Raw genomic sequence first — 14,003 nt, 5'->3', positions numbered from 1 at the left:
GTACGTGCGTGCTTCCTCCCCGGACGGACCGGAGGCGTTGCTGTCGGCCCTGGCCACCTGCGGCGCCGACCCGGATTCCCCCGCATGGCGCGACCTGACGCGGATCATGGACACCGTGGCCCGCGCGGATCCGGCGGTGTCCCGGTTCTGGCCCCCACATGTGACGGGGGGGCATCCCGCCGAGCCGACGCACTGGCGGGAACTGGCCCGGGAACTCCACGTCCTGGCGTCGCGTGACGCGGCGGCACGCCAGGCCCTGACCGAGTGGGTGCGTCACCACCCCGGCGCCGCCCGTACGCCGTCCGGTCCGGCGCCCTCGGCGACGGCCAATGTCATCAGCGGCGACTCCGTGCTCCACGGCCCCAGCGTGCAAGCCCGGGACATCCACGGCGGCATCCACTTCCACCCGTCCTCCCCGCCACCACGGGCGGGCCTCCCCGTGCCCCGCCAACTGCCTCCGGTGACCGCACGGTTCGTCGACCGGGAGGACGACCGACGGGCCCTGGACGCCCTGCGTGCCCGGCGCGCGCCGCACGCACCTCAGGTCCTGGTGGTCAGCGGGCTCCCGGGCGTCGGAAAGACCACCTTCGCCACCCACTGGCTGCATGAGCACGCCGAAAGTTTCCCCGACGGCCAGCTCTACGCCGACCTCGGCGGACGGGCCACCGACGAGGGCGACGGACCTGTGTCCCCCGCCGCCGTACTGGAAGCCTTCCTGGTCGCACTCGGCGCGTCCTCGGTACCGCCCGGTAGCGCTCAACGGAGCGCGCTGTGGCGTTCGATGACCTCAGGTCTACGACTGGCGCTGCTCCTGGACAGCGCGTTCACGGCTGCGCAGGTACGCCCGCTCCTGCCCGGCACACCGACCGGCCTCACCGTGGTGACCAGCACAAGCATGCTGACCGGACTCCACATCGACGGCGCGTCCGTACACCGGCTGGAGGGGCTCCCCGCCGAATCGGCCGTCGAACTCCTCGCCTTCGGCGGTGGGACGCGCGTGGCACGGGAGCCGACCGCCGCGCGTGAAGTGGTCAGACTCTGCGGCCATCTGCCTCTGGCGGTGGCTCTGGCCTCTGCCCAGCTCGCCCTGCGTCCTCACCGTTCCGTGTCCGCCCTGGTCGACAGCCTGGGTCGTCGAAGCCCCGTCGAGACGCTGCACGTCGAAGGGGAGGCCGTGATGCGTACGGCACTCGACAGGACGTACGACGTTCTCCCGGACAACAGCCGTGTCCTCTACCGCCGGATGGGACTTCTGCCCGCGGATCGCCACGACCTCGCGTTACTGACGGCCCTCGCGGGCAACGAGGAGGACACGCGCGACACCGGGCAGGCTGCCGACATCGCCGTCCATGCTCTGGTGGAGGCGAACCTCCTGCAGGAGACGGGCCCGGGGACCTATCGCTTCCACGACCTCGTCCAGCCGCACGCCCGTCGACTCGGCGAGGAGCTGGAGGACGCCGACCGGCAGGAGCGCACACTGCGCTGCTTCGTGGACTGGTGCCTGTCCACCGCGGCTTCGGCGGAGACCCTCCTCACCCCCAGCCACCGGCTGCCCGGGCACGACCTCTCCGCGTGCACCGTGCCTCCGACCCCGCTCACGGGTCCCGAGGAAGCCCTCGCCTGGCTGGACACGTACCGCAACGGCCTGATGGGGGCGGTACGGCACTCGGCCCGGGTCGGCTGGGACTCCTTCTGCTGGCGCCTGGTGGACCTCATATGGCCCCTTTTCCTGCGATTACGTCCGTCCGAGATGTGGATCGAGGCGCATCGACTCGGTCTCGACGCGGCGCGCCGATGCCGTTCGCGGCAGGGCGAGGGCCGCATGCTCACCTCCGGCGCGATCGGCTTGCGGAACGCGGGCCGGTACTCGGAGGCGGCGGACTGGTACCGGCAGGCACTGGAGCAGGCTGCGGCCGACGACGACGTACGCCAACAGGCACAAGCCGTCAGCGGGCTGGGCCATGTGAGCCTCCTGGCCCACCGGCTCGACGAGGCACGCGGCCACTTCGAACACGCGCTGCGTCTGAGGGAGGCGATCGGCTACCGACGCGGAGCCGCCCTCTCCCGGCGGCGTCTCGGCGAAACCGCTCTGGCCGGCGGCGACCTGGCCACGGCCACCGAACAACTGCGCCGTGCCGGCACCGAACTGGACTCACTGGGCGAGACATACGAGGCGACCCGCGTCCTGGCTCTTCTCGGCCATGTCCTGGACCGCAGCGGGGACGGTGAGGGAGGCGCGCGCCGACTGCGTGAGGCTCTCGCGCGATTCCGAACGGGCGGCACCCGGTCCGAGCACTGGGAGGCACGCTGTCTGGAATGGCTCGGCCAGGCCGCGGAGTCGCTTGGTGATCATGATGAATCGATACGCCACTACGAGGCCGCCCGGGAACTCTTCCGACGCCTGAACCCCGAGGACGCGCAACGCCTGGACGGTCGGCTGCGGCGGTCATGACCGCCGCAGCCGACCGTCCCGCCGGTCAGCGCCGCGGCGTCGAGGAGACGGACACCAGCGCGTGCGGCGACCGCCCGGACACCACCCAGGCGTGGACGACCGAGGCGACCGCGTGCAACGGGGGTGGGGCAGCGGACCCGCACCGCCCCGGCCGTACGAACGACACCCCACCGGTCCGGCCCCGCACTCCGACCACAATCGTCGTGGCCGTGTCCCGGACGGCGGCGGCGAGGCACCCGGGGCGGCCCGACAGCAGCTCGCGCACCCGCCGATGCGCCGACTCGGGCGGCAGCGGAACGTGGCTCACGAGCACATCGGCGTACTCCATGAGCCCGGCCCGTTCCGGACTGTCCGCGTCCACCCACAGGTGCACATCGCAGGAGGGCGAGGCGGGCTCGTGCGGGCAAGGGAGGGGACACGTATCGGTGTGCCGCCCCACGGACGAGGCCAGTGGGGCGAGCCGGACGAGACCCGGACCATGCCCCGCACGCGAGCGCCACACGACGAACGACGACCGGCCGCCCGGGTCGTCATCACCAGGTGCACCCTGCCATGCCGCACGGAAGCACACCGTGGCCCACGCGGCATCCGGCTCCGAGATCACAATCCGGTCGCTCACACCGCCTCCCCGCGGCAGGCGGGGATCTCCCACCGGGTCAGCGACGGCGGCAACGGGGGTGGTGCGACGAGCGGCGGAAGGGCGGGCTCTCCCAGCCCGAGCATGCGGTAGACGACCGACCGCATCCGTCGGTGGAACTGACCCGGCACCGAAGACAACGAGGCGGCCACCTGGTCGTACTGTCCCGGACAGCGCAGTTGTGCGGCGTACTCCAATTGCTCCGCCAGCGGGTACACCGGAGACACCACGGGCGCGACAGCGGACAGCAGAGCCGCCGGTGAGCGGGTTGACACCTCGCGCCGGGGCCCGGCCGTCAGCAACGTCGTCGCGTCTGTGAGCGTCCCATATGCGGTGAGTGATCCGTGGTCGCCGATGATCCAGTCGGCCGCGATCAGCGGCGCCTGCCAGTCGGATTCCGGAGGCAGGACGGCGATTCCCCGGCCCCGGCAACAGGCCAGCCAGCCGTGCACCTGCCGGATGCCGTGACCGGCGAACACATTGGGATGCACCAGCATCGCGATGCGGTAGCCGTCGCCGCGCACCTGGCCCAGCAGCTGCGGCAGCAGGGAGTCGAGCCGCCCGAACGTCGAAGCCGGACCCCAGGTGGACGTGACGACCACGAGCCGTTGCCCGTCCTCGATTCCCAGTGCACGGCGGTATGCCTCGCGGCGGGGCTTGCCGGCCATGATCCGGTCGACGCACGGATCTCCCACCACATGAGCCACCGGAAGCGCTTCCGGGCAGGACCGGGCGAGTTCCTCCAGGTCCCGGTCGTGCGCGTAGACGATCGCCGCCGGAACCAGCCGTCCCTCATGCAGCAGGTGCCGGCGACTCAGCATCCCGGGCCATCTCCGCTCTCCCTGCGCCAGCGCGGCGACGTCGGTGAGCAGTTTGATATGTCCTGCCCCGTGCGAGATGCGTAAGACCGGAGTCCGTAGTTCGTGCACCCCGCGGGAGCCCGCGGCGAGCGCGAGGTCGAACTCGGTCCGCAGAGCATCCTCCCAGGGCACTGTGGCGATACCGAGGCTCCGCAGGAACTCGGTGGTTCCGTTGCCGAAGGCGTGCGGTGCGACGGTGAAGACCAGCTGAATACGCAGATCGGTCTCCAGCAACTCGAAGACGTCGCGCAGTCGTTGGGCGAAGGTCACTGTGTGCACGACCACCAGGACCCTCTTGCAGTCCCGTACCGTCAGCCAGTGCCCCTGCTCGATCAGTGCTGGTTTCGTCGTTCTGACAGACACGCGATCCCCCATGGCTTGTCGCTGCTTACACCCGACGTCAGGGGGGTCCCCCGTGCGTGCCACGCTTTCCTTGCACGCCTCTTGCAACACCCTTGCCCTGCCGTGTGACGCACCACGGCAAGGCGCCGCGGCGGTCAACCGCCGTTCAGTGCCGATGTGTTGCCGTGTCACGGGCGCGCCACGGCGGTGTCCTGATGGGAGGACAGGCGCGACCGGAGGGCTCTCAGGTTCCTCATAGTCGACACAGAGGCGGGCGACCGGCGGAGAACGCCGTCGGCTCCCTGCCGTTCCCACCCGGAAGGAACCTCCCATGATGAACCGCCGGCTCCGCAAGGCCGTTGTCGTCGCCGCCGCCCTCACCACCGGGCTGCTGATGACCGCGTGCCAGAACGACACCGCCGGCACGTCGTCCGGCCGGAGCGGATCGGACGCGGCGGCGGTCGCGGAGAAGGCGTCGGATTCCAAGGGCTCCAAGGGCTCCGACTCCAAGGTCACCACGGACGGCAAGGGCACCACGGGTTCGCGGGGCGTCAGCGGTGCGTTCGAGAACGGCACGGTCACCTATCTCGCCCCGGGCAAGTTCATCGTGTCCGTACCGGGCAAGGGCGACCAGCAGTTCCTGGTGGCCGACGACACCGAGGTCTACGGCGTCGGCACGATATGCGGCGAGGCGGGGTCCAAGGTGGACGCGCCCTGCACGCTGGACCAGTTGGAGGCGGCCGCCAAGAAGGGCGCGGTGAACGCCGACGTGGAGATGAGGAACGGCATCGCGACCCTGGTGACCGAACGGCGGGCCACCGCTGGGCAGAACACCGGCTCCGGCACCCGCGAGACCGTCGTGGAGGGCATCAACAAGGGCAAGGGCGTCAGCGGAACCTGGTTCGGCAACGTCTCCTACCTGGCGCCGGGCAAGTACACCGTCTCCGACATGAAGGGCGTCGAGCAGCAGTTCCTCCTCGCGGAGGACACCAAGATCTGGGGCTACGGCGACATCTGCGGTGACACGAACACCGGCGAGGGCGGCCAGGGCGGCACCCAGTGCACCGAGGCCGAACTGGAGAAGGCCGCCAAGAAGGGCTTCACCGCCGAGGTCGTGGTCGGCAACGGCATCGCCACGACCATCCGCGACGACCACTGAACCGCACCCCGCGCGGCCCTCACCGCCACATGGCGTCCGCGCTGACGGGGGACAGGGAGGGCCGTGTCCGGACCTTCGCCTTCGAGAAGCCGTACCTGTCGAAGGCGGTCCGGTCGGCGATCGGGCGGTAGCCGTACCAGGCGTCCCAGATGTACGTCCGCCCGCCGCTGCCCCGTCTGACCAGGGACGCGTTCGCCAGCTCGCGGGCCTCGCCCCAGCCGCACTCCGCGAAGACGTCGGCGCTGACGACGGCGACGCCGTTCCAGTCGTCCCAGAGGTTGAAGTACACGATCGCGTCGGGGACGTAGTACAGCCGGCGCCCGGGACCGACCAGGTAGATCCGGAGGTCGGTGAGCGTCTTGAAGCGTTGCCCCGGTGCCGGGCAGACGGCGGTGGTGGACGCCGGAGGCGCGGAGGCGTCCGGCGGGGGTGCCGTCGGCGGGCCGCCGGACGCCTCGACCAGGTCCGGTTCGCCGGGCGCGGGCACGGGCGCGGTAGCGCGGTCGCAGTGCGGCAGGTCGCCGAAGTTCTTCGTGCGGGTCCACAGCCTGTGGACGGCCCGGATGTTCCACTCCGGGTCCATCGCCTCGCGCGGTGTGCCGCCGAGTTTCCGCAGCACGGCATCGGGGATCTGGAAAAGACCCCAGTTCCGGGTGCCGTCGGTGTGCGGCACGACGTGGAGCGGATCAAGGCGCGACTGGCAGTCGGCGAGGTCGACCGCCTCGTCGGGCACCGCGCGGAACACCTCGCGGACCCGCTGCCGCACCTTCGCGGGTGACCAGCTGTCCATCCTGACCTTCGACGCGTAGAGCGCCTTCTTCGTCTCCCCGTCGACCACTCCGCTGACCCCGATACGGGACAGCACCTGGAAAGCGGTCACCCTGCGCAAGGTCTGCGGCCCGAAGTCACCGTCCACGTCCAGCTCGGCACCGGTCCTGGCCAGCAGCCGCTGCGTCTCCCGTACGCAGGTCCCGCGCTGCCCCTCACTCACCGGCTCGGCACACTTCGCCGACAGCAGCGGGCGTTCCTCGTCGTCGGTGGGACCGGGTCCGGTCACGGCCGCGATGCCCCACGCGGTGGCGCCCAACGCGAGGACGAGGGCGAGCGTGACGAGGGGGTGGGGTGTACGGCGGTGCCAGGGGGGACGGGGGGTGGAGGCCGGTGGGGGTGCGGCGGCCGGGTCCGGGTTCGAGTCCGGGTCCAGGTCCGGTCCGTGGGTCCCGTCCTGGTCGGTGTCGTCCTGGTCGGTGTCGTCCTGATCGGTGTCGTCCTGGCCCGTGTCCTGTTCTCCTTCTACGCCCGACTCCCGTGCCGCGTCCGCGAGGGCCCAGAGCCGGTGCAATCGGCGCAGTTCCTCCGGTGACGCCCCGCAGGCCGTGGCGAACCGGTGGGCCGATCCGTAGTCCTGCGGGACGTACGAGCCGGAGCAGTACCGGTGCAGGCTGGAGCTGCTGATGCGGGTCCGCCGGGCCAGCGCCCCGTAGCTGAGGCCCGCCCGGTCCTTGAGCGCCCGCAGGCAGGCCGCGAACTCGTCGAACTCCCCGGGCCGCGATCCCATCGCCCTTCCCCCTCGGCACCCACTGCCGTGCCGTCACTCTGCCCCACCGGCGTCCCAGCATCCCACCGAGCGGTGATCCGTTGCCAGCGGCCGATGCGGCCCGCCTCCGATACGGGGCCCGCCTCGTCGCTGACAGCCGTATGGATCCCAATTACCCTGAGCGCGCGAGCGGTTGTGATTCTCAAGGGGGACGAGTGATGTGGGGTGTCCGACAGCGCTGTACGGCACTGATCACGGCTGCTCGGACGAGGCTCGGACCGGGGCCGAAACCGGGACCGAAACCGGGACCGAGGCCGACCGGGAACCGGGTCACCGGGTACATAGCGATCGGCGCCGTGGGCACCCTCATCGGCACCTCGCTCGCCGTCGGGGCCGGTGAGTCCGGCACGCGGCCGAGGCTCGCCGATGTCGGTGCCTGGCTGGCCGGCAGTGAGAAGGGGGAGGTCGCCCACGCCCACGGTCTGACCGGGGACGTGGACGGCAAGGTCGTACTGCCGGCCGGGATGGCGGGTCATCCGGTGTCGGTCGCGCAGGACGGCGACACCACGCTGGTGCTGGACGAGCGGACCGGCGAGGTCGTACGGATCGACGCCTCGCAGCTGAGCGCCGCACAGTCCGCGGACTACGGTGCGGCGGGGCTGCAACTGGTCTCCGGCGGGGCGTACGCCTATGTCGTCGACCCCCACAAGGGCACCGTCCAGCGGATCGACCCGGCGATGACGACGCCCGAGAGCCCGCCCGTGGACGTGGGCGGAAAGCCGGGAGCCGCCGTGGTGGACGCGGAGGGCACGCTGTGGGTGCCGCTGCCGGACAGCGGCACGGTGGTGCCGTTCACCAAGGGCCTCAAGGGTACGGCGGTCAAGGTGGCCGAAGCGGGCCACGACCTCGCGCTGACGCTGGCCGACGGCCACCCCGTGGTGACCGACGGGACCGCCGGTGTGATGCGGGTGCTGACGGCCACGGGCGTGCAGGGCTCCTTCGACCTCGGTGACGCGGTCACCGGGACGGACCCGGACGACGTCCTGGTACCGGCGGGCACCGACGGCTCCGCGGTGCCCGTACTGGCTGCCGGCACCGGGGATCTGGTGGTGGTGGACGTCCGCAGCCGGCACACCACCCGCGCCCACGTGCAGACCGAGGGCCACGAACTGGGAGCACCCCACCTGCTCGGCAAGCGGGTCTACATACCCGACGAGTCCACCGGCCGGCTGCTGGTGTACGACACCGCCCTCTCCACGCCCGCCCCACCGGTGCCGGTCACCGAGGGGGCCGGTGAGCTCGAACTCTTCGTGCGCGACGGCCTGTTGTGGGTGAACGACCCGGACGGCTCCGCCGCCGCGGTGATCGACGCCGACGGCGAGGTCCGGCACATCGGCAAGTACCGGACCGAGGTGCCGTCCGCGCGCGAGCCCGGCGACGAGCCCATCGAGGACAGCATCCCGACGGGCGTCCCCGGCGGGCCTGTTCCGCCCCCGCCGGGCGCCCCGAACGCGACGGCCCCGGTGACCGATCCCCCGTCCGGCAACCCTTCCGGCGACCCGTCCGGACAGCCGCCCGGCCCCGGGCCCGGCGGCCCCACGCAGCCGGAACCCGAGCCCGGCGCCCCGGGCGCACCCCAGGCCGAGTCGCGCTCGGGCGCCATCCGCATCACCTTCGCCAAGGCCCTGGGCGCGACCCCGCAGCGCTACGTCCTCAAGGGCGCCACCCCCGACCAGACCGTCACCCCGGACGGTGTCGGCCCCGACGGCCCGTACACCTTCGAGGTCCGGGGTGGTTCGTGCGACGAGCAGTACAGCTTCACTGTCGTCGCGGAGTACGGCGGGGGGAAGCCGGACAAGGAGTCCGCACCTTCGGCACTGGCGCGGCCTTGTATTGCGCCGGGGGCGCCGCGGGGGCTCACTTTCACTCCGGCCGAGCGCGGACACGGCGGCACGTTGACCTGGGACGCGCCGCAGGACGCCGAGGGCACGGTGACGTACACGGTCAACGGTCCAGGCGGGTCGGTGCAGATCACCGAGCGCAGTCACAGGTTCGAGAAGCTGCGGAACAGCACCAAGCATTGGGTGGCGGTGATGGCCCGCAACGCCGCCGGATCGGGCACGGCGACGGACGGGTGGATGGACCTGACCCCGCCCTCTCAGCAGATGACCATCGTGAACAACACCGCCAACGACGTCCCCGTTGGGATCCGCTCGTTGCCCACCACCGTTGGCAGCGGCCGGCCAGGCGAAATCCCCGGCAACAAGGACGGCGAAGTCACCCAGGTCACCACCGTCCACTGCAACGTCAGGGGCCAGGAAAATTCTTACGGCGATGAGACGACCGATGTCTGGGCTTACCACACGTTTCACAGTCCCGTCACCAACAAGGACATCATCGGCTACACCTCTGACCTCTACGTGAACTCCCGCTCCAACCCCAAAGTCTGGGACTGCGAATGACCACCCCCCACCCCACCCCCACCCCCCTAGCCCCCCTCTTCCACACCCTCGCCGACAACATAGAACGCGTCGTCAAGGGCAAGCGCGACACCATAGAACTAGCCCTGACCTGCCTGTTCGCAGAGGGCCACCTGCTGATCGAGGACGTGCCGGGCACCGGCAAGACCACCCTCGCCCGCTGCCTCGCCGCGTCGATCGAGGCCGACTTCGCGCGGGTGCAGTTCACGCCGGACCTGTTGCCGTCGGACATCACCGGCGTCACCGTCTACCGGCAGAACACGGGCACGTTCGAGTTCCTCCCGGGCCCGGTCTTCGCGAACATCGTGCTCGGTGACGAGATCAACCGCGCCTCCCCCAAGACGCAGTCCGCGCTGCTGGAGGTGATGGAGGAAGGCCGGGTCACCGCGGACGGCACCACGCACCCGGTGCCCCGCCCGTTCATGGTGATCGCCACGCAGAACTCGGTGGACATGGGCGGCACTTACCCGCTGCCGGAGGCCCAGCTCGACCGGTTCCTGATGCGGATCACCGTCGGCTACCCCGATCACTCCTCCGAGGTCGCGGTCATCAAGGGGGCGGGCACCGACACCACCCCCGAGTCGCTGTCCCCCGTCGCCACCGCCCGGGAGATCGCGGAACTCATAGCGAGCGCCACCGAGATCCAGGTGGCCGACGCGCTGTACGACTACCTGGTGCGGGTGGTGGCGGCGACCCGCACCCTCCCCGACGTACGGCTGGGGGCCTCGCCGCGTGGTTCCGTCGCCCTGTTGCGGGCGGTCCGGGTGCGGGCGGCCTCGCAGTCCCGGCCGTACGCGTTCCCGGAGGACGTCAAGGCGCTGGCCGGGCCCGTCCTGGCGCACCGGCTGATCCTGACCCCGGAGGCCGAACTGAGGGGCGTCACCGGCATGGACGTGATCGACGAGGTGCTGGCCACCGTGCCGCTGGACAGCAGAGCGCGCGTCTGATGCTGTCGGCCACCGGATGGGGCACGCTGGCCGCGGGCACCGTGCTGACCGGCTTCGGGTACGCGCTCGGGTACGGGGAGGCCGCCGCGCTCGGGATGGCCTGTCTGCTCGCCGTGGCCGTCGCGGTGCTGTGGGCTCTGCCCGCGCCCGTGCTGGACGCCGAGCGGCGGATCGCGCCGAGGAGGGTCGGCCGGGGCGATTCCGCCGAGGGTGTCGTCACCCTCACCAACACCGGGTCCCGCACCCGGCGCGGCCTGCGCGCGGTCGACCGGTGCGGCGAGGGGGACATCACCGTCGAGGTGCCCGCCCTGCACCCGGGCACGGCCCACGAACTGCGGTACGCCCTGCCCACCGCCCGCCGCGGCCGCGTCCCGGTGGGTCCGCTGCGGCTGGAACGCACCGACCCGCTCGGGCTCGCCCGCCGTATGCGCCCCTACGGTGATCCGGACACGCTGCTGGTACGGCCCCGGGTCTGTCCGCTGCCCGTGCTGCCGTCCGGGCAGGCGCACCATGTGGAGGGGCCGGCCTCCGACACCGCCGACGACGGCTCGCTGACCTTCCACGCGCTGCGCGAGTACGTGCTCGGCGACGACCTGCGGCGGGTGCACTGGCGGTCCACGGCCCGCACCGGCACGCTGATGGTCCGCCAGATGGTCGACGTGTCGCTGCCGCACACCACGGTCGTGCTCGACACCCGGCAGCGCGCCTACGCCTCGGAGGACGCCTTCGAGCTGGCCGTGGACTGCGCGGCCTCCGTCGCCCACGCCGCCGCCCGCTCCCACTTCCCCGTGCACCTGGTCGCCGAGAGGGGACCGCTGCTGCACACCGACGGCTCGGGCGACGACGGCGATGCGCTGCTGGACGGGCTGGCCGTCGTGGGCCGTTCGGACCTGAAGTCCCTGGCCGCCGCGTTCGACGGTATGGAGAGCCACCGCGGGGGTGGGGCCCTGGTCGTCGTCACCGGCACCGACGACACCCGGGGGCTCGGTGCCGTCGACCGGGTACGGCACCGTTTCGACCGCGTGACCATGGTGCGCGTCGGCGCCGAGCCCGAGGCCGCCCGCGAGGTGTCCGGTCCGCGTCCCGACGTACCGCAGCTGCACGTCGCCTCGCTGGAGGACCTGCCGGCCGGATGGCGCCGGGAGGCCGCGCGATGAGCACGACCACCGCCGTCACCGCCACCACCGCCACCTCCCCGGCGCGCCACGACGACGTACCGGCTCCGGCTCCGGCCCCGACCCCGCCCGCGGAGGCGGCCGACCGGGCCCGACGGCTGTGGTCGCTGCTGCCCGTGGCCGCGCTGTCCGGCGCCGCGGGGTACGGGTTCACCCGGGTCTTCCCGCCGTCCGAGCTGCTCCCGGTGCTGGCGGTGGCGGTGCCCGTCCCGGTCGTCCTGTCGGCGGTGCTGTCGGGCCTGCTCGGCCGCCGCTCCGCCCGCGAGGGCCGCCGTCCCGCCGGCACCGGCTCCCGCCCCACCACACCGCTGTGGCCGTCCGCGCTGCTGACCGTCGTCGCCTGGGCCGCCGTCGTCAGCGCGACGCTGTTCCACGAGGTGAGCGACGGCCTGCCCGGCGGGCCCGCGCTGCGCGCCGCGTGGTCGGCGCTGCTCGACGCGCCGCACGCGCTGCTCTCCACCATCCTGCCCGCGCCCGGCGAGCCCGAACTGCTCGTGCTGCCGCACGCGGTGGTGTGGACGGCCGCCGCCGTCTCCGCGGAACTCGCCCTGCGCACCCGCGCCCCGCTGCTCCCGGCCCTGCCCGCGATCCTCGCCTTCGGCGTCCCGCTGGTGCTCGGCGCGGACGGCCCGGGAACCTCGTACCCGGCCGCGGGCGTGTTCGCCGGGGCCGCCGCGCTGCTGGTCCTGGTCCGCTCACGGGTCCGGATCCCGCTGCGGGCGCTGGCGCTCCGGCTGCCGGCCGTCGCCGCGCTCGGCCTCGTCGCAGCGCTGCTGGGCCCGCACCTTCCCGGTGTCGGATCGCCCTACGACCTCCGCGAGACGGCCGTCACGCCACCGGCCGCACGGCCGCAGTCCACCAGCCCGCTGGACCAGGTCGCGGCCTGGATGCGCAACGGCGACGAGGAGGTCTTCACCGTACGGACCTCGGGCACGGCCCCCGGGAACTACCGGCTGGCCGTCCTCGACCGGTACGACGGGACGACATGGAGCAGCGGCGCGGGGCTGACCCGTACCGGAGGCCGGGTGCCGGCCGAGAAGGGCGCCGAGCCGGACCGCACCAAGAGGCTCGAACAGCGTTTCACCGTGCGGTCGTTGCCCGGGATCTGGCTTCCCGCCGCCGACCGGCCCACGTCCGTGCGCACGCCCGAGGGCACCTCGCTGTCGGTCGACCCGGACAGCGGAGTGCTCTCCACCGGCGAGGCGGTCCCGCGCGGCTTCACCTACACCGCGACCTCCCGCCTTCCCGAGTACGACGCCGAACGGCTGCGGTACGCGGCCGCCGCCGACGATCCGGCGCGGCTGCGCCTGCCCGCCGTCGACGCGGCCGGGCAGCCGATCCCCTCCGTCCAGTCCTTCAGGAGGATCGCCGAGCGGGTCACCGCGGGCAGCACGCACCCGTACCAGCGGGCCGTACGCCTGGCCGACTGGCTGCGCGCGACCTACCGGCTCGACTCCGGGGCGCTGCCCGGACACACCTACCGGAACCTGGAGTTCTTCCTGGCGGACGGCGGGCGCGGCACGTCGGAGCAGTTCGCCGCCTCCTTCGCGGTGCTGGGGCGCACCCTGGGCCTGCCCACGCGGGTGGCCGTGGGGTTCCGCCCGGGGACGCGGACCGGCGCCGGGACCTGGCGGGTGCGGGGGGAGGACGTGCTGGCCTGGCCGGAGGTCGGGTTCGCCGGTGTGGGCTGGGTGCCGTTCCATCCCACGCCCGGTGAGGTCACGCAGGGCGGCTCGTCCGCCGTGGCGGTGGAGGAGCCGGAGGACAGCCGGCAGACGGACCGGGAGACCGCCGGACCGGCGCGGCCGTCGACGCCGCGCACACCGGACGGGCCGGCTCCCGCCGCCGGGGGCGAGCCCGGTTCCGGTGTGTCCCTGTGGCTGGTCGCTCCTGTCGTCCCGCTGCTGCTCGTGACGGGCTATGTGCTGTACGCGCTGTGGCTGCCGTACCGCAGGCGCAGCAGACGACGCGGCGACCCGGACGTACGGCGCCGGGTGCTCGGCGCCTGGCAGCAGATCACCGAACGCCTCACGGAGATCGGCCTGCCCGCCACGGGAGCGCACACGGCACAGGAGGTCGCCGCGTTCGGCGCGGCGAGCGTGGGCGGTGACGTGGGCCTGCGGCTGCCGGAACTGGCCACTTTGGTCAACGAGGTCGAGTACGCGGACCGCAGACCCGACGCCGAAGCCGCGGACGCCGCGTGGGCGGACTGCGAGGCGGTCGAGAGCACCGTCCGGCAGCGCGTCCCGCGCCGCACCCGGCTGCTCCGCCTGCTGCGTTCCGCGGCGCCGGGATGGTCGGCCCCGGCCTGGCGACGCTGATGTGACCTTCGTCGCGAAGGTGAATTCCAGGTGCGTTCGCCGCTGTGCCGTCCGATGGCGGCGGAGACGGGCCATATCACCCGTCGGAGGAGG

9 protein-coding genes are annotated in these 14,003 nt (G+C 72.5%); 6 read left to right on the top strand and 3 right to left on the bottom strand.

Going from position 1 to position 14,003, the window contains the following annotated elements; translation table 11 throughout:
- Positions 1-4: 4 nt before the first annotated feature.
- Positions 5-2,452, top strand: a complete 2,448-nt coding sequence (locus SLINC_RS23810) for a tetratricopeptide repeat protein (RefSeq protein WP_067436701.1) — start codon at positions 5-7, stop codon at positions 2,450-2,452.
- A 25-nt stretch (positions 2,453-2,477) separates the two neighbouring features.
- On the opposite strand, the gene SLINC_RS23805 is transcribed toward SLINC_RS23810, so the two are convergent.
- On the bottom strand, positions 2,478-2,813 hold the full coding sequence (locus tag SLINC_RS23805; RefSeq protein WP_152039009.1) for a hypothetical protein: 336 nt from the start codon (positions 2,811-2,813) through the stop codon (positions 2,478-2,480).
- A gap of 254 nt (positions 2,814-3,067) precedes the next feature.
- On the bottom strand, positions 3,068-4,324 hold the full coding sequence (locus SLINC_RS23800; RefSeq protein WP_182449188.1) for a hypothetical protein: 1,257 nt from the start codon (positions 4,322-4,324) through the stop codon (positions 3,068-3,070).
- Positions 4,325-4,622: 298 nt separating this feature from the next.
- Between SLINC_RS23800 and SLINC_RS23795 the strand changes: the two genes are divergently transcribed.
- On the top strand, positions 4,623-5,450 hold the full coding sequence (locus SLINC_RS23795; RefSeq protein ID WP_067436696.1) for a hypothetical protein: 828 nt from the start codon (positions 4,623-4,625) through the stop codon (positions 5,448-5,450).
- 19 nt (positions 5,451-5,469) lie between these two features.
- Here the strand turns inward: SLINC_RS23795 and SLINC_RS23790 are convergent, their stop codons facing one another.
- Positions 5,470-7,008, bottom strand: coding sequence for a helix-turn-helix domain-containing protein (locus SLINC_RS23790; protein ID WP_067436693.1), 1,539 nt, complete (start codon positions 7,006-7,008; stop codon positions 5,470-5,472).
- A 335-nt stretch (positions 7,009-7,343) separates the two neighbouring features.
- Between SLINC_RS23790 and SLINC_RS23785 the strand changes: the two genes are divergently transcribed.
- Genes SLINC_RS23785 through SLINC_RS23770 form a run of 4 tightly spaced genes read left to right on the top strand, consistent with a single transcriptional unit; the run spans position 7,344 to position 13,910 of the window.
- Positions 7,344-9,449 (top strand): hypothetical protein, encoded by a 2,106-nt coding sequence (locus SLINC_RS23785; RefSeq protein ID WP_067436690.1) that lies wholly within the window; start codon positions 7,344-7,346, stop codon positions 9,447-9,449.
- Entirely contained in the window at positions 9,446-10,414 is a 969-nt protein-coding gene (locus tag SLINC_RS23780) for an AAA family ATPase (RefSeq protein ID WP_067436689.1), read from the top strand. Before SLINC_RS23785 ends, SLINC_RS23780 begins: the two co-directional genes overlap by 4 nt.
- Positions 10,414-11,571 (top strand): DUF58 domain-containing protein, encoded by a 1,158-nt coding sequence (locus tag SLINC_RS23775; RefSeq protein ID WP_067436688.1) that lies wholly within the window; start codon positions 10,414-10,416, stop codon positions 11,569-11,571. The genes SLINC_RS23780 and SLINC_RS23775 overlap by 1 nt, the downstream gene beginning before the upstream one ends.
- Positions 11,568-13,910 carry a transglutaminase TgpA family protein gene (locus SLINC_RS23770; RefSeq protein WP_159425357.1) on the top strand — a complete coding sequence of 781 codons (2,343 nt, stop codon included), beginning with the start codon at positions 11,568-11,570 and terminating at the stop codon, positions 13,908-13,910. The genes SLINC_RS23775 and SLINC_RS23770 overlap by 4 nt, the downstream gene beginning before the upstream one ends.
- Positions 13,911-14,003 lie beyond the last annotated feature (93 nt).

This window comes from Streptomyces lincolnensis, from assembly GCF_001685355.1.
In the GTDB taxonomy this organism is placed as follows: domain Bacteria; phylum Actinomycetota; class Actinomycetes; order Streptomycetales; family Streptomycetaceae; genus Streptomyces; species Streptomyces lincolnensis.
This window is presented reverse-complemented; position numbering and strand designations above follow the sequence as displayed.